This is a genomic window from Streptomyces sp. NPDC002825, from assembly GCF_040295385.1.
GTDB lineage: Bacteria > Actinomycetota > Actinomycetes > Streptomycetales > Streptomycetaceae > Streptomyces.
On sequence record NZ_JBEOVH010000006.1, the window covers coordinates 1 to 20135 of the forward strand.

Annotated in this window: 13 protein-coding genes; 7 read left to right on the forward strand and 6 right to left on the reverse strand. The window is 72.0% G+C overall.

Features of this window, described 5'->3' with window-relative positions:
• The coding region (locus ABT041_RS10105) for a non-ribosomal peptide synthetase (RefSeq protein ID WP_351182007.1) at positions 1-5180 on the reverse strand (5180 nt) is incomplete at its 3' end.
• A gap of 243 nt (positions 5181-5423) precedes the next feature.
• Complete coding sequence (locus tag ABT041_RS10110; protein ID WP_351182010.1) at positions 5424-6779, reverse strand: helix-turn-helix domain-containing protein; 1356 nt, start codon at positions 6777-6779, stop codon at positions 5424-5426.
• Between the two features lie 309 nt (positions 6780-7088).
• On the opposite strand from ABT041_RS10110, the gene ABT041_RS10115 reads away from it, so the two are divergent.
• On the forward strand, positions 7089-7301 hold the full coding sequence (locus tag ABT041_RS10115; protein WP_351182013.1) for a hypothetical protein: 213 nt from the start codon (positions 7089-7091) through the stop codon (positions 7299-7301).
• A 17-nt stretch (positions 7302-7318) separates the two neighbouring features.
• Here the strand turns inward: ABT041_RS10115 and ABT041_RS10120 are convergent, their stop codons facing one another.
• Complete coding sequence (locus ABT041_RS10120) at positions 7319-10339, reverse strand: AfsR/SARP family transcriptional regulator (protein WP_351182731.1); 3021 nt, start codon at positions 10337-10339, stop codon at positions 7319-7321.
• Positions 10340-10554: 215 nt separating this feature from the next.
• Between ABT041_RS10120 and ABT041_RS10125 the strand changes: the two genes are divergently transcribed.
• Positions 10555-10953, forward strand: coding sequence for a nuclear transport factor 2 family protein (locus ABT041_RS10125; RefSeq protein WP_351182016.1), 399 nt, complete (start codon positions 10555-10557; stop codon positions 10951-10953).
• Positions 10954-11008: 55 nt separating this feature from the next.
• Here the strand turns inward: ABT041_RS10125 and ABT041_RS10130 are convergent, their stop codons facing one another.
• Entirely contained in the window at positions 11009-12517 is a 1509-nt protein-coding gene (locus ABT041_RS10130; RefSeq protein WP_351182019.1) for a right-handed parallel beta-helix repeat-containing protein, read from the reverse strand.
• 226 nt (positions 12518-12743) lie between these two features.
• Here ABT041_RS10130 and ABT041_RS10135 point away from each other — a divergent pair, with 226 nt between their 5' ends.
• Entirely contained in the window at positions 12744-13292 is a 549-nt protein-coding gene (locus ABT041_RS10135; RefSeq protein WP_351182022.1) for a hypothetical protein, read from the forward strand.
• 41 nt (positions 13293-13333) lie between these two features.
• On the opposite strand, the gene ABT041_RS10140 is transcribed toward ABT041_RS10135, so the two are convergent.
• Together ABT041_RS10140 and ABT041_RS10145 are read right to left on the reverse strand one after the other, a co-directional pair.
• The gene (locus tag ABT041_RS10140) at positions 13334-13717 is read right to left on the reverse strand and encodes a hypothetical protein (RefSeq protein WP_351182025.1); all 384 of its coding nucleotides are present in this window, start codon (positions 13715-13717) and stop codon (positions 13334-13336) included.
• Positions 13718-13911: 194 nt separating this feature from the next.
• On the reverse strand, positions 13912-15309 hold the full coding sequence (locus tag ABT041_RS10145) for an APC family permease (RefSeq protein WP_351182028.1): 1398 nt from the start codon (positions 15307-15309) through the stop codon (positions 13912-13914).
• Positions 15310-16005: 696 nt separating this feature from the next.
• Here ABT041_RS10145 and ABT041_RS10150 point away from each other — a divergent pair.
• The 4 genes from ABT041_RS10150 to ABT041_RS10165 all read left to right on the forward strand — a co-directional run bounded on the left by ABT041_RS10150 (position 16006) and on the right by ABT041_RS10165 (position 20134).
• Entirely contained in the window at positions 16006-16674 is a 669-nt protein-coding gene (locus ABT041_RS10150; RefSeq protein ID WP_351182031.1) for a hypothetical protein, read from the forward strand.
• 91 nt (positions 16675-16765) lie between these two features.
• A complete protein-coding gene (locus ABT041_RS10155) occupies positions 16766-17248 on the forward strand; it encodes a MarR family winged helix-turn-helix transcriptional regulator (RefSeq protein ID WP_351182034.1) in 483 nt (160 codons plus the stop codon).
• Complete coding sequence (locus tag ABT041_RS10160; RefSeq protein ID WP_351182037.1) at positions 17245-17709, forward strand: MarR family winged helix-turn-helix transcriptional regulator; 465 nt, start codon at positions 17245-17247, stop codon at positions 17707-17709. Before ABT041_RS10155 ends, ABT041_RS10160 begins: the two co-directional genes overlap by 4 nt.
• A 433-nt stretch (positions 17710-18142) precedes the next feature.
• Positions 18143-20134, forward strand: coding sequence for an ATP-binding cassette domain-containing protein (locus tag ABT041_RS10165; RefSeq protein ID WP_351182040.1), 1992 nt, complete (start codon positions 18143-18145; stop codon positions 20132-20134).
• The last annotated feature ends 1 nt before the right edge of the window (position 20135 follow it).

A 20135-nucleotide genomic window follows, 5' to 3' on the forward strand; every position in this document is an offset into this window, starting at 1 on the left:
AGCGCACCCCAGAACTCCAGGCTGAACGCGTCCCACGACACCGGCGAGCACTGCAGAAACACCTCACCCGGACCGAACAACCCGTACGACTGACCGCTGACCGTCGACACCAGATTCCGGTGCGACGACAGAATCGCCTTCGGCCGCCCCGTCGAACCCGACGTGAACATCAAGCACGCCACGTCATCAGCGCCCAGGTCCGTGCCGAGGTTCTCGCCGCTGAGCTCCGTCAGCTGCCGTGAGGAGCAAGAGACCGTGTCCCAAGGGCCGTTCAGGCGTGCGGCCAGGCGGGGTTCGCTGACCAGGACGCCGATACCGGCGTCGGTCGCGGCCGAGCGCAGCCGCTCGTCGGGGAAGTCGGGGTCGAGGAGCGTGTAACCCGCCCCGGTCTTCACGACGCCGATCACGGCCGCCGCGAACTCCACCCCGCGCTCCCACAGCACGCCCGCCATGTCGCCGCGCCCCAGGCCACGGGAGCGCAGGTGGCGCGCCCAGCGGTTGGCGGCGGCGTTGAGCTCGGCGTACGTGACCTCGCCCGCCTCGTCGATGAGGGCGACCCGGTCGGGGAACCGTGCCGCCTGCTCCTCGAACCGCTCCACGAGCGTCGTCTCCACCGCGCCCCCGACCGGTCCGGCCCACGCACCCGTCAGGAGCTCGCGCTCCGTCTCCGACAGGACCTCCAAGCCCGAGAGACGCAGTCCCGGCTCGTCGAGGACCTGGAGCAGCACCTCGCCGAGGACGGTCGTCATCCGCCGTACCGTGGCCTCGTCGAACAGCTCCGCCGCGAAGAGCACGGTCGCCCGCAGCTCCTTCTCGTCGTCGGAGCGGAGGAAGAACTCCAGGTCGAATTTGACGGATCCGCTGGAGAGCGTCTCCACCGGACCGGTCCGGACCCCGCTCGGCTCGAAGGCGGGGCCGCCGTCGGTCTCCAAACCGAGGCTGATCTGGAAGAGCGGGTGGCGCGAGAGGGTCCGCTTCGGGTTCACCGCTTCGAGCACGAGGTCGAAGGGGGACTCCTGGTGCGCGAAGGCGTCCAGGTCGGCGGTACGCACCCGGTCCAGCAACTCCCGGAAGCTCGGGTCACCGGCGGTGCTGGTCCGGAGCACGAGCGTGTTCACGAAGAACCCGACGAGATCCTGCAGCGAGCGCTCACCGCGCCCGGCGACCGGCGTCCCGATCGCCAGATCGGACCCCGCGCCGAGCCGGGCCAGCGCCGCGACCAGGGCCGCGTGCACCACCATGAACGGCGTGCACCCCTCCGAGCGGGCGAGCAGCACGACGCGCTCGAACACGTCCGCGCCCAGGTCGAGTTCGACCTGTCCGCCCCGGTGGGAGGCCCTCGCCGGCCTCGGGCGGTCCAGGTTGAGTCCGTGCTCCTCCGGCAGGCCCTCCAACGCCCGCCGCCAGAAGTCCAGCTCGCGGCCGAGCACGCTTTCCGGGTCGTCGGCCGAACCCAGCGCCCGCCGCTGCCACACCGCGTAGTCCGCGTACTGGACGGCGGGCGGCTCCAGGACACGCCCCTCGGCCCCGGCGAGCCGGGCCTCATAGGCCCGCTGGAGGTCCGCGAAGAAGACACCGTTCGACAGCCCGTCCGTCGCGATGTGGTGCATCACCAGCGAGAGGACAACCGTGTCGTCCCCCAGCTCGAACGCCACCGCCCGCAGCGGAAGCTCCACGGCCAGGTCGAAGACGCGGCCCGCCTCCGTGGCCAACTCCGCTTCCAGCGAGGCGGCGTCGGCCCGTCGCCGGTCCACCGACACGCGCGCCCGCTCCGGCGGCAGGACCCTCTGGTGCGGCTCGCCCTCCACCGACTCGAACACCGTCCGCAGCGGGGCGTGCCGCTCCACCACATCGCTCAGCGCGGACTCCAGCGCCTCCAGGTCGAGCCCGCCCTCGCACCGCACCACCACCGGCACGTTGTAGGCCGCACTGTCCCCCTCCAACTCCGACAACAGCCACAACCGCCGCTGAGCGAACGACGCAGGAACCAGATCCCCGGCCCCCTCCCCCGCAACCAGCGGCGGGACGGTCCGTACGGCACCCTGCTCACCGAGCAGTTCCGCAAGCCCCGCCACCGTCGGGTGTCCGAAGACGTCCCGGATGGTCAGGCGCACGCCGAACGCCTCGGCGATGTGGTTCGTGAGCCGGGCGGCGAGCAGCGAGTGGCCGCCGAGGGCGAAGAAGCTGTCGTCGATGCCGACCGGGCCGGTCAGGTCCAGGGTTCGGCCGAACAGGGCGGCCAGGGTCTTCTCGGTCTCGTTGCGCGGCGTGCGGTCCGTGCCCAGGACGGTCGCGGGGGCCGGCAGCGCGCGCTTGTCGATCTTCCCGTTGGGTGTGACGGGCAGGCGGTCGAGGGGCGTCACGTACGTGGGGACGAGGTGCTCGGGGAGCCGCTCGGCGACGTGCCGGCGGATCTCTTCGGGATCCGTCTCCCCGTCCGCGACGACGACATAGGCGGCCAGTCGCCTCTCGTGGACGGTCACGGCGGCCCGGGTGACCTGAGGATGGGTCAGGAGCGCGGCCTCGGTCTCGCCGGGTTCGATGCGGAAGCCGAGGATCTTGATCTGGTCGTCCGCCCGGCCTTCGTACAGGAGACGCCCGTCCCGGTCGAAGCGCGCCAGGTCCCCCGTCCGGTACAGCCGGCCGCCCTCCGCGGCGAACGGGTTCGGTACGAAGCGGGTGGCGGTCAGGTCCGGCCTGCCCAGGTATCCGTGGGCGAGGCCGTCGCCCGCCACGTACAGCTCTCCGGTCATTCCCGGTGGGCAGAGGTTCAGCCGGGCGTCCAGGACGTAGGCGGGCTTGTTGACCAGCGGGGTGCCGATGGGGATCACCGGGTGCGGCCGGTCGCCGGGCTCGATGGTGTGGGTGGTCGCGTAGATCATGACCTCGGCGGGTCCGTAACCGTTGAGGACGGAGATGCCGGGCCTGAGCCGCTGGAGCTTGTGGACGTGGGCCGGGGAGGCGGCCTCGCCGACCGTGAAGGCGGTGGTGACGGTCTCGAAGGCCTCGGGGTGCTCGTCGGTGAGGTAGTTGAAGAGGGTCGCGGACAGCAGGAGCGTCGTGACGCGGTGCCGGCGCGCCAGCTCGGTCACGAGGGCCGGTTCGGGCTTCTGGCCCGGCTGGAGGACCGCCGTGCCGCCGTGCAGGAGGGCGCCCCAGAACTCCAGGCTGAACGCGTCCCACGACACCGGCGAGCACTGGAGGTAGACCTGGTCCGGGCCCGTGGGGAGGTAGGGCTGGTCGATCAGGGTCGCCACCAGGTTGCGGTGGGAGGACAGGATGGCCTTGGGCCGGCCCGTCGACCCGGAGGTGAACATCAGGCAGGCCGGGTCGTCGGGGCCCAGCGGCAGACGGGGATTGCCGGGGTTGTACGAGAGGAGTTCGCCGGGGGCCTCGGTGTGCGTGGCCCAGGGGCCTTCGACGCGCGCGGCGAGCAGCGGGCGGGTGACGAGGTGGCTGATGCCGGCGTCGGCGGCCGCCGAGCGCAGCCGGTCGTCGGGGAAGTCCGGGTCGAGCAGTACGTGGGCGGCGCCGGTCTTCAGGACGGCGAGGAGAGCGGTGGCGAAGCGGGTTCCGCGTTCGAGGAGGACGCCGGCCATGTCGCCGCGGCCGAGGCCCTGGGAGCGAAGGTGGCGGGCCCAGCGGTTGGCGGCGGCGTTCAGTTCGGCGTACGTGACCTCGCCCGCCTCGTCGATGAGGGCGACCCCGTCGGGGAAGCGGGCCGCCTGCTCCTCGAACCGCTCCACGAGCGTCGTCTCCACCGCGTGCCCGACCGGTCCGGCCCACGCGCCCGTCAGGAGCTCGCGCTCCGCCTCCGACAGGACGTCCAGGTCGGCTGTCCGGCGTTCTGCGGGTCGCTCGGTGGCGAGGACGGTGGTGAGGAAGGCGGCGAACCGGTCCTGGTGGGCGGCGACGGCCGTCACGTCGACGCCCTCGACGGGCGTGTCGAAGTCGATCCGCAGCCCGTTCGCGGCGCCCAGGTCGAGCACGGCGACACTGAGGTCGTCGACCGGGCCGTTGCTCACGTTGTGGTTGACCGTCGGGTGGCCGCACACAGTGAGGTCCGCGTGGAAGCCCATGATGTTGAGGACGGGTGTGGCGAGCCTGCGGGCGCCGTCGATGACGCCGGCGTCGCGGCACAGGTCCTCGTACCGGGTCATCTGGTGGCGCAGACCGTGCTTGACCTCGGCTCCCACCGAGCGGACCAGGGCGCCGAGGGACTCCTCGGGCCGGACGCGGAGCCTCAGCGGGACGACGTTCGACGACATGCCCGGGGTGCTGCGGGCGAGCCGGGACGTCCGGCCGGTCACGGGCAGGGCGATCACCAGCTCCGTCTGTCCGGTGACGCGGTGCAGGTAGACGGTGAACAGGGCCACGAGGAGGACGGACCAGGAGGCGCGCTCGGCGCGTGCGACCGAGCGGAGCCGCTCCGCGTCGGCCGGGGACACCCGTACGCTCCGCCGCGCGAAGGGCAGGCCGCCGTGCGCGGCCGTCGCCCGTCCGGTGCCCCGGACGAGACCGGCGGGCGCGTCCGGGGCTCCGGCGAGGTGCTCCCGCCAGGCGGCGCGCTCGGCGGCCGCCTCCTCGGACTGCCGGTACTCCGCGTCCTCGGCGAGCAGTTCGGCGAGGCTCCCGAACGGGGAGGGGCCCCAGGTCTCGCCCGCGACGGCCCGCTCGTACAGCTCGATCAGCCGCGCGAGGGCCATGGAGACGCCCACGCCGTCGACGACCAGGTGGTGGAACCCGTAGAAGTAGAAGTACCGCTCCTCACCGAGCTTGATCAGCGCGCAGCGGACGGGCGGCTGGTCGGTGAGGTCGAAGGGGGCACAGATCAGTGCGTCGATCAGGCGCCAGGCCTCGGCTTCCGGGTCGTCCGTGGCGCTCACGTCGGTGAACGGCAGCGTGCGCGAGCCGGCGTCGGCGTCGAGCAGTTGCCACACCTGCTCGCCGTCGTCCTCGAAGCGGCGGATGCGGAGGAAGTCCGCCTCCTCGACGAGCCTGCGCCAGGCGGCCGCCATCAGCTGCGGGTCCACCGGGCCGTTGATCTCGCGGCATTCGGCGACGTTGTACTTGACGCCGGTGGGGTCGAGGGCGTGTGCCGTCCAGATGTCACGCTGGGCCACCGAGAGCGGCAACCGGACGGCAGCCGGAGCGGGTGCGACGGGCGTGTCGAACGGCATGAGGGGCTCCTGTGGAAGTCACGGCGGAGGAGAGGGAGGAGAGGCGCTGGCACTGGCCATACAACCGGTGGGCCGGGGCGGGGAGCGGCAGTTGATGCGGCGGTACGCCAGCGGTTCGGCGGCGGGGCGGCAGTCGGGCGGCAGCGGCTGCGGCAGTCGTAACGGACTCCCTGGGCGATCGAGCGGCAGCGGGTACGGAAGTCGTACGACTCGTACGACTTCACCCGCCGTACGAGCGGCCGCTCAGTGGGCCGGGGTCCCCGCGGGGCTCGCCGTCAGCGTCGAGCCCGTGGCGACGGCGCGGGCCACGCAGAGCACGCGGAACGCGGAGCGGTCGCCTTCCGTGCCCGCGCGGATCACGCCGCTGACCAGCAGGTCGCGGACCATGCGGCCGCAGTGCGGCAGGGGCATGCCGGTGAGCCGGACGACGTCCTCCAGGACGAACGCGTCCTCGCTCGCGGCGCACAGGGAGCCGATCAGCTGCCGGTGGGTGTCGGGCAGCGCGGCCAGGGTGCGGGCGACGCGCTCGCGCAGCCGGGAGCCGGAGCGGCCGTCGGCCAGGTGGTCGAGGAGGGGCGCCGGGTCGGACTCGACGATGCCGCGCAGTGTGGGGAGGTCGCAGACGGTGAGCCAGGAGGCCGCGGCGGAGAGTGCGAGCGGGTGGCCGTCGAGGCGGTGGCCGATCCAGGCGATGTCCGCGAGGACGCGCTCGTCGGGGACGATGTCGGGGCGTACGTGGCGGAGCCGGCTGAGGAGGAAGCGGGCGGCGGGCGCGTCGGGACGGATGCCGTCGGACGGGTCGGGCGCCTCCAGCGGGGAGAGCAGGAAGAGGCGTTCGCCGGGGACGTTCCAGGGTTCGTCGGCGGTGACGAGCAGGCGGAGTCCGGGCAGCTCGCGCAGGAGCCGGGTCAGCCGGTGGAAGTCGAGCAGTGCCGTGTCGACGCCGTCGAGGACGAGGAGTACGGCGCGGTCGCCGAGCGCTCCGGAGAGTTCGGGAGCCAGGTCGTCGGCGCGGCCGTCGCCGTGCAGGTATGCGGCGCAGTCGGCGGTGAGCGCGTCGTACTGGTCGTCGCAGGCCGGCAGGCAGTCGGCGACCGCCCCGGGGGCCGTGTGCCAGAGCACCGGGAAGCCGGCGTCGTGGAGGCGGGCCGCCGCTTCCAGGGCCAGGCGCGTCTTGCCGACGCCGCTGAGGCCGACGACGGTGATCAGCCGTTCGGCTCCGGAGCGCAGCTCCTCGGTGAGGACGGTGGCCTCGGCGTCCCTCTCGATCAGCGGATGCAGCGGTACGGGCGGGGCCGGCTGCTCGGCGGTGAGGTGGCGGGTTCCGAGGCCGCCGCGGTGTCCTCGCCGCACCGCGTCCTCCAGGGCGGTGCGGGCGCGGGGGCCCAGGCGCAGGCCGTCGGCGATCAGCCGGATCGTGTCGGCTCTCGGGCGCTGTGCCTTGCCCTTCTCCAGGTCGCGGATGGCGCGGACGCTGATGGTGGAGAGGTCCGCCAGCTCCTGCTGGGTCAGGCCGATGCGGAGCCGGTGGCCGCGGATGAGGGTGCCGAGTGCGGCGGTGGCCGTCGCGATGCCCTCCGGGGAGAGACTGGTCGTCATGAGAAGCTCCCACTCGTCGAGTTGGGGCGCTCCGCCCCTGGTGACGGCCCGGTCGGGCCGCCGGCCGGGGGCTGCGCCTCGCCGTCTGCTGGGACCAATGCTCCGGACGCGACTATTCAGGGGGCATCCCGGCACTAACGGGGTGAGGAGGCCGGGCGATAGCGGCATCGAGGCCCGTGATAGCGGGGCGGGCGGGGGGCGGTCGCGTGATAGCGGGGTGATAAGGCAGCGAGCGGTGCCGTGAATCCGCCGGTTCCTAGGTTGGTGGTCAGAAGGAAACGCCGCACACGACCGAGAGGCAGCCATCCGATGTCGAACACCACCGCCGCCGCCCGCACGTCCCTCCGCGCCGCCGTCACCGCCGCGCTGATCGTCGTCGTGACGGGCGTCGGCGTCCAGGCGAGCTGGGCGGACGAGACGACCGGCACCACCACGACGACGACGACGGTCTGCACCACGACGGGGACGACGACCGACGGCACCACCGTCCCGTGCATCAGCGACAACAACCCCTGGGACTGACCGGTCCTCTCACACGGTCAGCAGCCGCTCGCGAGGAGCCTCTCCGCTTCCGCCAGTTCCCGCCCCATCCGCCGCTCACGGAACACCTCGACCGCCGGCACGAGCAGTTCCCGGGAGCGCCCCGGCTCCGCGCCGAGAAGACGGGCGAGGTCGAGGCGCGCCAGCGCGCCGCCGCTGAAATCCATGACGCCTTCCCGCGCGGTCACCGCGCGGTCGTAGAAGTCCCGGGCCCGGTCGGGCCGACCCATGAGGGCGAAGGCGTGCCCGAGGTCGCGGAGCAGATGGCCCTCCCCGATCACGTCGCCGGAGTCCCGGCACAGTTCGAGGACTTCCGTGAAGGTCAGGACCGCCAGGTCGCTGCGGCCCTGTTCGAGCAGGAGCTGTCCGACGCGCCGCAGTGTTCTCGCCCGGCCGCCCGTGTAACCGACCCCTTCGTAGATGTCGAGCGCCTCGTCCAACTGGCTCTGTGCCGCCGCGATCTCACCCTGTCGCATCCGGATGTGCGCGCTCTGGGTGAGCACGATCGCACGGCCCACGACGTCGCCCGCCCGGTCGAAGTCCGCCAGGGACCTCCGGTACAGCTCCAGGGCCGAGGTGTCGTCGCCGCTGATGCGCGCGATGAGCGCCATGTCCCTACGGCACAGGGCCTCGCCCATCGGCTCGTCGAGGGCCTGGAATACGTCGAGCGCCGAGTTCAGTGCCTGCCGGGCCGTGTCGAACTGGTTGCGGCTCATGTAGAGCGAGCCGAGCGAGGCCCGTACGGCGGCGGTGCCGCGCAGGTTGCCGGCCTTGCGGACGGCGGCCAGCGCGCTCAGATGGGTCTGTTCCCACAGGTCGTAGTGGCCGCGCACTTCGAACAGCGTGACGAGCGAGGTCGCGAGGTCCCAGCTGAGGTCGTGGAGCCCCGCGTCGGCGGTGTGCTCGACCATGCCGCACAGGGAGGCCTGTTCCGCGTCGAGCCAGGCCAGCGGGTCGGCGAGCACCTCTTCCGTGTACGAGGCCGGGGGCTCCCAGCGGGGCGCGTCGCCGTGCAGGATGGTGAAGTCGCCTCCGTACACCTTGCGGTGGGCCTGCTGGACCAGGTGCATCCAGCCGCCCGCCATCCGGGCCAGGGCCTCCTGCCGGACCTCGGGCGTGTGGTGGGCGGCCAGCTGTTCCCGCGCGTACACGCGGATGATCTCGTGGAAGCGGTACCGGAAGCCGCCGGTGCGCTCCACTCCGGCGACGTCCAGCATCTGCACGTCGACCAGCGGTTCCATGAGGTCCGAGGGGAAGGGGCGGCGGTCGTCGAGCAGGGCGCCCGCCAGCCAGCTCGGCAGGGTCGGCGCCTGCGCCATGCTCAGGAGGCGGAGGAGCCTGCGGTCCTCGGGCGCCAGACCCTCGTAGGTGAGCGAGAGGCTGGCGCGCATCGTCATCTCGCCGTGGGTCAGTTCGTCGAGCCGGTGCCGCTCGTTGGCGAGGCGCTGCACCATCGACGCCAGCGTCCAGTGGGGGCGCGCGGCGAGGCGGGCGGCGACGATCCGCAGGGCCAGGGGCAGCCGTCCGACCGTGCGGACCAGGGCTTCCGCGGCGGCGGTCTCGTCGGCGACCCGCTCGCGTCCGACGATCCGGGCGAGGAGTTCGAGTGCCCGGTCCTCGGCGAGCACGTCGAGTTCCACACGGTGGGCGCCGGGCAGGGCGGTGAGGCGGGCGCGGCCGGTGACGAGGACGGCGCAGCCGCGGCTGCCGGGGAGCAGCGGCAGCACCTGGCCCTCGCCCGCGGCGTCGTCGAGGACGACCAGGACGCGGCGGGAGGCGAGTCGGGTGCGGTACATCTCGGCGCGCTCGTCGAGGGATTCGGGGATGAGCTGGCCGGGGATGCCGAGCGCGCGCAGGAACCGTCCGAGGACTTCCTCGGGGGTGGCCGGGGTGCCGGTGGTGCCGCGCAGGTCGCAGTAGAGCTGGCCGTCGGGGAAGCCGGTCTCGGAGAGCAGGTGGGCGACGTGCACGGCGAGGGTGGACTTGCCGGTGCCTGGTTTTCCGGTGATGGCGGCGAGACCGACGGTGGTGCGGCCGGGCCGTCCGGTCAGCGCCTCCTCGAGTGCGGCGATCTGGCCGGCGTCGGACACGAAGTCGGCGACGGCGGCAGGGAGTTGGTGGGGTACAGCGTCCTGGCGAACCGATTCTGCGGACGGTGGGGCGGCTGCCTCGGTGTCCTCCCCGGACTCCACGGCCGGAGGCTGCTGCGCCGGCTCCTCGTGCGAGGCCTTCTCCCCCGGCACGCGGGCGGGTACGGCTCCGGTGGGGGCGGGGAGCCGGCCGGCGAGGATCGCCGACTCGAGTTCCCTCAGCTCCCGACTGGGCTCCAGGCCGAGCTCCTCGGCGAGGAGACGCCGCGCGGCGCGGAACGCTTCGAGGGCCTCGGCCTGCCGTCCCGACCAGTAGAGGGCCTGGATGAGCTGGCCGCGCAGCTTCTCACGGAGGGGGTGTTCGTGGGTGAGCCGCTGCAGTTCGCCCACGAGGCCGTCGTACCGCCCGAGTTCGAGTTCGAGCTGGATGCGGAGTTCGACGGCGGTCAGGCGTTCCTCGTTGAGCTGGCGTGCCTTGTTCGCGAGCGGGCCGCTGTCGAGGCCGGACAGGCAGTCGCCCTGCCACAGCGTGACCGCGTCCCTCAAGTGGCGTACGGACTTGTCGAGTTCACCCTGTTCGCGCAGTCTGCGGGCCCGTAAGACGAGGTCGGTGAAGAGAGCGGCGTCCACGTTCCCCGCGTCGGTGTGCAGGACGTACCCCGGCGGGCGGGTCGTGATCGAGACCTCGCCGTCCGCCCCGGCGAGGAGCTTCCGCAGTCGCGACACGCAGATCTGCACCTGGGTGCGGGCGGTCTCCGGCGGGTTGTCCTCCCAGATGAGGTCCACCAGGTGGTTCGTGCTGACCACCCGGTTCACCTCCAGGAGCAGCGCCGCGAGGATGACCTCCTGGCGTCCGGGCGGCAGCCGCAGCGGCCCGCCGGGACCGTGGACCTGCAGCGGTCCCAGGAGCCGGAAGGCGAGGGGCGACATGTCCGGGAGTTCCTGGGATCTGTCCCCGATGTCGTCCGTCACCGATTCCCCCACCAAAGAAACGAGTTGACACGTCAGGTCCGAGTGAGGACAGTCTCCACAACCACCCCCGCCCTGTCCATGCCGTGAAGATCCCGGTCGGAGATAGAGGGGGGATAACGCGGAGTTGGCGGCTCCCCCCAGAATCCTGGCCGAGAGTGAAAGGGGCTCAGCCGTTGAACCGCCAAGATGAGACGAGCGCCGGGTTGCCGGGACCGGCCGACCTGGTCACCGCCGTGGGAATCGACCATGTCCGCCTGGTCTACGACTACCTCGACGCCGGTGACCTGGACTCGTGCGCCTCCCTGCTGCACGACGGCGTGGTCCTCGAACTGCCGGGTCTGGCGCCGTTCCGCGGTCGCCCGGCGGTCCTGCACTCCCCTTTCGCCCACACCCCGCCGCGGGCCCGCCACGAGATCGACCGGGTCGTGGGCCAGGACCGCGGCGTGATCGCCACGGGGCGCCGCGTGGTCCCGGACACCGACGGGCAGGACCTGCGCTTCGTCGACGTCTTCACGATCGCCGACGACGGCATGGTCCTCTCCTGTACCCGGTACCACCACGTGGCGCCGTGAGCGACGCCCGAGGACGGACCCCACCCGTCCTCGGCCTCCCGCCGTCACAAGGGGGCTACATGCCCGGACCGTTGTACGCGCCGCGGTGCGGCTTCGTGGTCGCGCTCACCGGGTTCCCCCAGTAGTCGCGGCCTCCGTTGCCGCTGATGACGGCGCCGTTGTTCAGGGCGGGGGACGTGGCGCGCAGCTTGTAGCCGTCGGCGGAGAGGATGGTGTCGCCGCCGGTGCCGGGGTTCACGAACTGCGGGTCGCCGACGATGCCGTTGGCGGTCGGCCTGGGCACGCCCTGGAAGACGTTCCACAGCCAGGAGATCCCGGAGGCCGTGGGCAGTCGGGAGTCGGTCGTTCCCACCCAGATGTTGTTCTCGACGACGCTCTCGTCGGGGAGCGTGATGTCGAACTTCTTGTCGGTGCAGTAGAGGACGTTGTTGTACATGTGCAGTGCGGAGCGTCCGGCGCTGACGCTGCTCATGCGGCAGTCGTTCTCGGAGATGTTGTAGCGGATGATCTGCTGGGCGCCGCCGATGGTGCCGCAGCCGTCGCAGTCGAGGAAGAGACCGCCGATGTTGTCGCGGCTGAAGTTGTACTGGATCGTGCAGGCGCCCGTGTTGCCCCAGTCGCAGTCGAAGGCCTGGCTGTCGGCGACGGACATCCGCGTGATGCCGTACACGGCGTTCTTCTGGATGGTCGGGTTGTGGTCGCCGAGCACCCAGATGCCGGCGAAGTTGCCGCCGGAGAAGGGGTAGACGCCGTTGCCGACGCCGGAGGCGTTGTTGTACTGGATCATGGGCGCCTCGGCGTAGCTGGCGATGATGCCGTCGCCGCCGACGTCCTTGACGGTGTTGTTCTCGATCAGGACTCCGGTGCCCTTGACGGCCATGGCGCCGACGCGGATCTTGAGGCCGCCGCCGCCCGTGTTGCTGATCTGGTTGTCGTGGACGTGGACGTCGTTGAGGGTCGAGTTCGTGCCGCTCGCGCCGGTGACGATGCCGGCGGACTGGACGAAGTCCTCGGTGGTGGGACTGTTCTTGTTCGTCTGCCCGGCCACCCGGTCGATGACCAGGTTGGCGATGTCGTAGCCGCGGTGCGCCGTGCCGTCGTTGGCGGAGATCCGCAGTCCGGTGCGGCGGGCGGGGGTGGCGGCGGGGTTGGTGAGCTTGAGGTTGCCGATCCGCCAGTGGTCCTGATTGGTCAGGGAGACGACGTTCGGGGCGCCGCCGCCGTCGATCACGGGCAGGGCACCGGTGCCGTAACTGCCGAGGACGACGGGGGCGGTGGCGGTGCCGCTGCCCTGCGGGGCGAGGGAGCCCGTACAGGTGGTGCCGGCGGCGAAGGCGAGCGTGTCGCCGGGGCCGTACGTCCTGCCGTTGGCCTGGCCGATGCTGTTGAACGGCGCCGCCTGGCTGCCGTCCCCGGCGGCCGCCCGCGAGCAGTCCACATAGGTGACGCTCCCCGCGGCCGCTGCGGGGGTGCCGGTGAGGGCGGCGGTGCCGCCGAGTGCGAGGGCGGCGGCGATGAGCCAGCGGCCCAGCAACTGCCCTGCGGGCAAAGCTCTGTTCGTCATGACGCAACAACCTTTCTGGCGGTCGGGTGCGGCCAGAAGGTAGGTGCGGCCCGTGATCGAGTCAATGCAATCCCATCGATTGATCGAATTTCGATCACCTCGCGGTTGATTGGTCGATCCCGGACGCTTGCGTCCGAGGCGTCAGCCGGGCGAGAGTTCGTCCGCGCACCCACCGGGGCGATGTCGCGGCAGGAGAGAGGCGGACGTACGGATGTGCGTGGCGGACGTGGCGGCCAGAGAGGCCGCCCTCGCTCGGTTCCTTCGCGAGCATCCGCGGGCGGGGGTCGCCGGCTCCGGCCACCCCGCGCTTCTGGGCTGCGCCGAAGCCGCCTGGCCGCCCGCTCCTGAGGGGCCTTCCGGGATCCCCGCCCTCTTCCCCTGCCTGCTCGACGAGACCACGGACGCCGAGGCACTCCGCCTGCTCGGCAATGCCCTGCTCGACGGCGTCCTCCACATGAGCGCGGCCATGCCGACGGCCGTGCCCTTCCTTCTCCGCCTCGCCGCCGACTCCGACATCTCGGCTGCGGTGCGATCGGGCCTGGTCGACCTTCTGGTCGTCGCTGCGCACCTGTCCGAGCCCGTCGACGCCGACGACGAGCGGTCGGTGCTGCTGCTCGGGCTCGACGAGGACCACCCCGAGCGCGAGCGGTGCAGGCTCGCCTTCCGCGTACACGCCTCCGCACTGGCCCGGCTGCTGAACGACGAGACGCTTCCGCACGGCCTGCTCGTCGGGGACGACCGCGCGACCCTCCGGCGCGCCGGGGCCCTGCGCTGAGACGCAGTTCCCCGGCCGCTCGCACACCCGGGTCCCGCCCGTCAGAACCCTGCGGCCGCCGGCACCAGGCGCAGGCGGCAGGCGTCCAGCGCGCTGTCGATATGCGCGTCGAGGCGTGGGTCGGGGGCCAGTACGGAAAGACGGTGCATGGTCAGCATCGCGTCCCAGGCCGAGGTCCTGGCCAGGGGCGACGCGCTCCAGGTGACGTCTTCGAGGTGCGTCCAGAGGTGGGCCCCGAAGCCCAGATGAATCGTTCCTGCCCGGGACTCCTCCTCGTCGAGGGCTCGACGCGCCGCCGTCAGAAAGGTCACGGCGCACTCGGGTCCGAGCGCCGAGACGACGACCCGGAGGTGGGACGCGATCAGGGACGTGACCTCGGCCCAGTCGGCCACATCACCGAAACGCTCGCACAGACGTACGTTCAACAGGTGTTCCATGTCAGTGGTCATGCATGCACAGATACGTTTCCGCTGCCCATGGCAGCCGTCACGACACGCGAGAGCCCGGGTCCACCCCCCGTACGGAGTGATCGTCACGCCTGCCTGCGTCGACCGGGATACGCCCGAGGGCCGGGGCGCAGGAAGCGCCCCGGCCCTCGGGTCGGACGGTGTCGGCAGGCTCAGACCTGCTCGTCCTCCGGGATGCTGACCAGCCAGCGGGTGTCCTTGCGCGGCCGCAGGTACAGCGCCCAGTAGAGGGTGGCCACCGCCGTGATGCCGCCGGTCCACAGCAGGTACTCGGCGTCCTGCATGTAGAGGACGTACGCGAGGACGGCGATGAGGAGCACCGGGATGGCCGGCCACAGCGGCATGCGCCACGCCGCCACCTCGCGGTGCGCGCCCCGGCGGCTGAACAGGGCGGCGACGGCGACCAGCAGGTACATGCCGGTGACGGAGACGCCGGTGACGCCGTAGAGGGTGTCGAGGTTGACGAAGCACAGGGCCGCGCCCGGGAGGCCGACCAGCAGGGTGGCCACCCACGGGGAGCCGAAGCGGCCGAGGCGGGACAGGGCGTTGTTGACGGGCTCCGGCCAGGCCTTGTCGCGGGCGGAGGCGAACAGCACGCGGGAGTTCTGGATGACCATCACGATGCCGGCGTTGATGATCGCGAGGGCGACGCAGAGGCTGATGAAGGTGCCGACGGCCGAGTTGGACCAGGCCGCGATCATGCCGCTGATGTCGCCGCCGGTGAGGGTCTCCAGGTCGCCGGCGCCGAGGGTGATGGCGATGACGGGGACCAGGATGACGGCGGTCGAGATGGCGAGGGTGGCGAGCACGGTGCGGGCCACGGACTTGCGCGGGTTCTCCAGCTCCTCGGAGAGGTAGACGGCCGTCGAGAAGCCCTGGGTGATGAAGAGGGCGACGGCGAGGCCGGAGACGACCATGGCGCCGGTGACGAGCGAGTGCGTGCCGCCCTCGGCGGCGACCTGGCCGTGCACGAGGGAGCCGATGCCCCGCTCCGAGTGGGAGAAGCCGAGCACCGCGACGATGCCCGCGGCGATCACCTCGAGGACGAGGAAGATGCCGGTGATCCAGGCGTTGGCGCGCAGGTCGAGGAGGCCCGCGAGGGTCGCGAGGAGCATGACGCCGGCGCCGGCGATCGGGGCGGGGATGTGTACCAGGGGTGCGAGGTAGTCGGCGGTCCCCATGGCGATCACCGGTGGCACGATCATCACCACCAGCAGGGACAGGACGAACACCAGCCAGCCGGCGAGACGGCCCGAGAGGGTGGAGACGATGGCGTACTCGCCGCCCGCGCTGGGGATCAGGGTGCCCAGCTCGGAGTAGCAGAACGCCACGCCGATACAGAGCAGCGAGCCGATGGCGATGGTGAGGGCGGCGTACGTGCCGACTCCGTCGAACAGGTCGGGTACGACCACGAAGAGCGTGGAGGCGGGCGTCACGCACGAGAGCGTGAGCAATGTGCCGCCCACGACACCGATGGAACGCTTGAGTTTCTGCGGCACGGGGCCGGTATGAGGGGCCAACGCGTGCGGTGCGCTGAGGGTGTCGGTCATCAGGCGGTTCCGATCGATGCGAGCGGCGGTTCTGAGCGGGAGCGGTATCGCCTCCGAGGCGGCTGGTGATCAGGTGTTTCCGGGGCTCCCGGGCTGAATGGAAGCGTGAGCAGAACCGCAGGTCAATGGCCTGTCCGCTGCGGAATCCGTCGTTCCGACACGCCGGGACGGGGTGTGAGAGCGCTAAGAACGCGCCAAGACGGCGTAAACGCTCCGTACGGGAACCGCACCGCGCCGGCCAGGACTTTTACCGCGCTTTACCGCCGCTCCACATTCCGGAACGCCGGACGGCCCCGCCGACGCCCGGCCGCGCCGTGTCACATCCCCGACCACCCTGCCGTCGTACTGACGAAACGCCCTCTCCGAGAGCAGAAGGAGGCTTCGCTTACCGGCAAGAGAGGCAGCGAGCGGCATCGCGGTGGTCAAGCGCTTCCACGCGGCCACGAACAGCGGCGACCCGGACCTCGTCGCGAAGGGACGGATCGCCGAGATCCGGGGGGGGCCGTGGACGTCCTCTCCCAGCTGCGGCAGCTCGGCGCCCTCCCTTTCTGGCCGGAGCCCTCGGGACAAGGGGCGGGACCGCGGTCTCGCGACCGAGCTCAGAAGTGGCTCAAGTCCCTTGTCCGGTAGGCACCCCGCCGAAAAGATCGAGATCCGCCATCGACCAATGGCGCGAGGTACCAGGGGGACACCGACATGAAGATCACGAAGACCGGTCTGTCCGCGTGCGCGGTCGCCGCGCTGCTCACCGGCACGGCGGGCTGCACGGATCAGGCCGGCGGGACGGCGGCCGAGCGGGCCACCCGGGCGATCGGCACGGCCTGCGCGAACGGCACGTACACCTGGTTCGACGTCGACACGCGGGAGGTGCTGACCGGCGTCGCCGAGCGGCAGAAGCTCGGCGAGGGCGGCGGCGCACTGACGCACCGACTGTCACCGCTCCACACCCCGGTCACCGCCGTCACCTACGAGAAGGGCCCGCGGGTCGACGCGGAGGCCACGCTCCGCTCGCTGGGGGCGCACATCGGCGACCCGGACGCCACCGGAGGCGGCGACTACGGATTCGCCGACGTCCACAGGCCCGGACCGGGACTCCGGTCCGGCACGACCAGCGTCGACGGCGCCGGCACCTTCGTCGACTTCAGCTGGGTACGACAGGTCGTCGCCGACTTCCGGTACACCTGCGGCAACGGGAAGCAGGCGGTGGGTCGCGCGATCAGCTGGACCACGGACGGGTCCGGCGTCGTGGAATGTTCCACGACGCTCACGAACGCGAAGCCGGACGAAGCCGCGGCTGCGGAGGCGGCCCGCCTGTCCTGCGGCCCCGACTCCCCCGCGGCCGAGGCGGCCGCGAAGGGGCGGTAGCCCACCGCCGCGTCCGGCGGGCGGCCCTGCCCGTCGGACGCGGCTGCAGAAATAGTAGCCATGGACATAGTAGCCATGTACAGTATCTCTCGTGAGTTCAGCAAACGAGAGCGCCACGGCAGGCTTCCTGGTCTGGCGCCTGTCGATGAAGTGGCGGGTGGCCGTCGACCGGGCGGTCGCTCCCCTGGGCCTGACCCATGCGCAGTACTCCTTGATGGGGTCCCTGTACGGCATGGCGCGCTCGGGGCTCGAACCGAGCCAGCGGCAGCTCGCCGACCACACCGGGCTCGAAGCGCTGTACGTCTCCAAGCTCGCCCGCGCGCTGGAGGCGGCCGGACTCGTCGCCCGCACCCGGGACCCGGACGATCCGCGCGCCATGCGGCTCTCCCTCACCGAGCAGGGGCGCGACGTCACCCGCCGCGCCATCACGGTGGTCCAGGGCCTCCTGGACCAGATGCTGGAGCCGCTCGGCGGACAGCACAGCCCGCGCGCCCGGCAGTTCACCCACGAGCTCGCCGCCCTGCTCGACGCACCGCTCGATCCGCGCACCGACAACGACGAGGAGCAGTCATGACCACCACCGCACCCACGACCAACGGCCGGGTCATCGCCCTGGCGCACTACTCCGCACGCGCCCTCCTGGAGGGCGTACTGACCCGCCACGGCATCACGTTCGAGCAGAGCGTGACGCTGCGGGCCGCCGCCGTCGCGGGCGACTCCACCGGCCGGGACGAACTCGTCGCCGATGTCATCGGCTCACTGAAGGCCGACGAGTCGGTCGTGCGCGGGGTCATCGACGACATGACGGCCGCGAAGCTGCTCGAGAAGGACCCGGCGACCGACTCCCGACTGCGGCTCACGGACGCCGGACGGGAGCTGTACGAGACCACCACCGCCGAGACCGCCGAGATCTCCGCCCGGCTGTACGCCGGCATCCCGGCGGAGGACCTCGCGGTCGCGGGCCGCGTCCTGACCCTCCTCACGCAGCGCGCGAACGCCGAACTCGCGGGGGCCCGAGTCACGGCGGGGGCCTGAGTCACGGCGGGGCCTGAGTGACCGCGGGAGCCCGAGTCACCGCGGGAGCCTGAGCCGCGGTGGGAGCCGGGGTCACGGGGAGCCTGGGCCACGAGGGGAGCCGGGGTCACGGGGAGCCTGGGCCAGGCGGGGAGCCGGGGTCACGGGGAGCCTGGGCCACGAGGGGAGCCGGGGTCACGGGGGGGAGCCCGAGTCGCCGCAGGAGTCTGCGCCACTGCGGGACCACCGCAGCGCCGGCGAGGCGCTGCGGTGGCGTTTCGGCCACCCTCCGGCGAGGGGACGACCCGCCTCCCCCACGGGTCGATGCATCCCGCACGAACGCCCATTCGCTCTGCCTCGGGGTTCGGGCCCCGACCGAAACACATGTGTTCGACCGGGTCGGCCATGTCGTTGAGCTCTCCGACAGCCAAGCCCCCGGCCCCCGGAGAACGCCATGTGCCCCCTTCCCGACAGTGATCACGCCGCCTCGTCCCCGCCCCCGACCGAGACCGTCTCGGCGTCCGAGCGCCTGCTGTTCGGCGGCGAGCTCGCCTACGACCAGGGCTGGAGCCAGCACCGCGGCACCTGGGTGAAGCTGGGCATGTGGCGCATGGCCGTGAGCTTCCCCCGCCAGGTCGGCATCGCCGTGCGGCTCGCCCGCCAGGCGGACCGGCGCGCCCTCTCCACGGTGGCGGTCAGCGAGATCGGCCGCGGTGTCGCGCAGGCCTTCTCGCTGGTCGCGGTGAACTCGCTGCTGACCGAGCTGCTGGCCTCGGGGATCCTCGTCGACCGCCTGCGGGCGGCCGTGCCGTCCCTGGTGTTCGTCTCGGTGATGGCGGTCGTCTCCTCCCTGCTCACGTCGGCGTCGACCGCCTCGACCGGGATCCTGGAGCCGAAGGTCCAACGGGTGGCCACCGAGCGGTACCTGGGTCTCGTCGCCCGGGTGGAGATGGACGCGATCGAGGACGACGCCTTCCACAAGCTGATGGACTCGGCACAGTGGGGCGCCGACGCGGCCCGGCGGATGGTGGGCTACTGCACGGCCGTGGTCGCCTCGGCGATCTCGCTGATCGCGGCCGCGAGCGTGCTGACGGTCCTGCACCCGGCGCTGCTTCCGCTGCTCGTGGCGATGGCGCTGCCGAGCGCGTGGGGATCCCTGACGATGGCCCGGGCGCGGTACGAGAGCTGGCACCGGTTCGTCCAGCACACGCGCGCCGCACAGCTGCTCAGCCGGCTCCTGATCGACCAGCAGGCGGCGGGCGAGGTCCGGGTCCATGACGTGGGGCCGTTCCTCCTCGAACACTTCCGGGGCATGGCCGAGACGAGCGAGCGGGAACAGACCCGGCTCGCATGGGTCGGGGCCCGCACGGGACTGCTCGCCGACGGCGCCCGTGGGGTGGCCACGGTCGCCGCGTACGCGGTCCTGGGCCTCCTCCTCTGGAACGGCCAGATGGCGCTCGCCGTCGGCGGTACGGCGGTGCTCGCGATCCGCGCCGGGTCGGCGAGCATCACCGACCTGGTGCTGCGCGTCGCCGACCTCCAGGAGGAGTCCCTCTTCGTCGCCGACCTGGAACGGCTCTGCACCGAGGCCGAGCGGCGGGCGATCCCGGAGGCGGGCGTGGACCTGCCGGAGGACTTCGACGCGATCCGCTTCGAGAAGGTCAGCTTCTCCTACCAGGGGGCGGCGGAGCCGTCGCTGCGGGAGGTGGACCTGGTCATCCCCCGCGGCAGGACCGTGGCCCTCGTCGGGGAGAACGGGTCCGGCAAGACGACGGTGTCCAAGCTGCTGTGCGGTCTGCACATGCCCGCGAGCGGCCGGGTGATGTGGGGCGAGGTGGACGCGGCCGAGGCCTGCCGGGCCCGGCTCTTCTCCCGGGTCGCGATGGTCGCCCAGAACTTCCAGCGATGGCCGTTCACAGCCCGGGTCAACATCGGGATCGGCCGGCCCGGCAGCGCGATCGACGACCGCGACGTCGACGCGGCGGCCGCCTACGCGGGCGCCGACGACGTGGTGGCCAAGCTGCCCCGCGGCCTCGACACGCTGCTCGCCCGCGGCTATCAGGGCGGTCAGGACATCTCCGGCGGACAGTGGCAGAAGATCGGCCTCGCCCGGGCCCGGTACCGGGACGGACAGGTCCTGGTCGTCGACGAACCGACCAGCGCCCTGGATCCGGTCGCCGAGCAGCGGGTCTTCGACCAGATCCACCGGCTCTCCGGTACGGGCCAGACCACCGTCCTCATCACCCACCGCCTCCACAGCGTCCGCCACGCCGACCTGATCTACGTCCTGGAGCGGGGCAGGGTCGTCGAGCACGGCACGTTCGAACAGCTCATGGACCCGGCCTTCGGCACCGGAGCCTTCCGGGAGGCGTACAACCTGCAGGCCCGCCAGTTCCTGGCACCCGCCCTCCCCGAGCAGACCGGCCCGGAGACCGCTCCCCGATGAC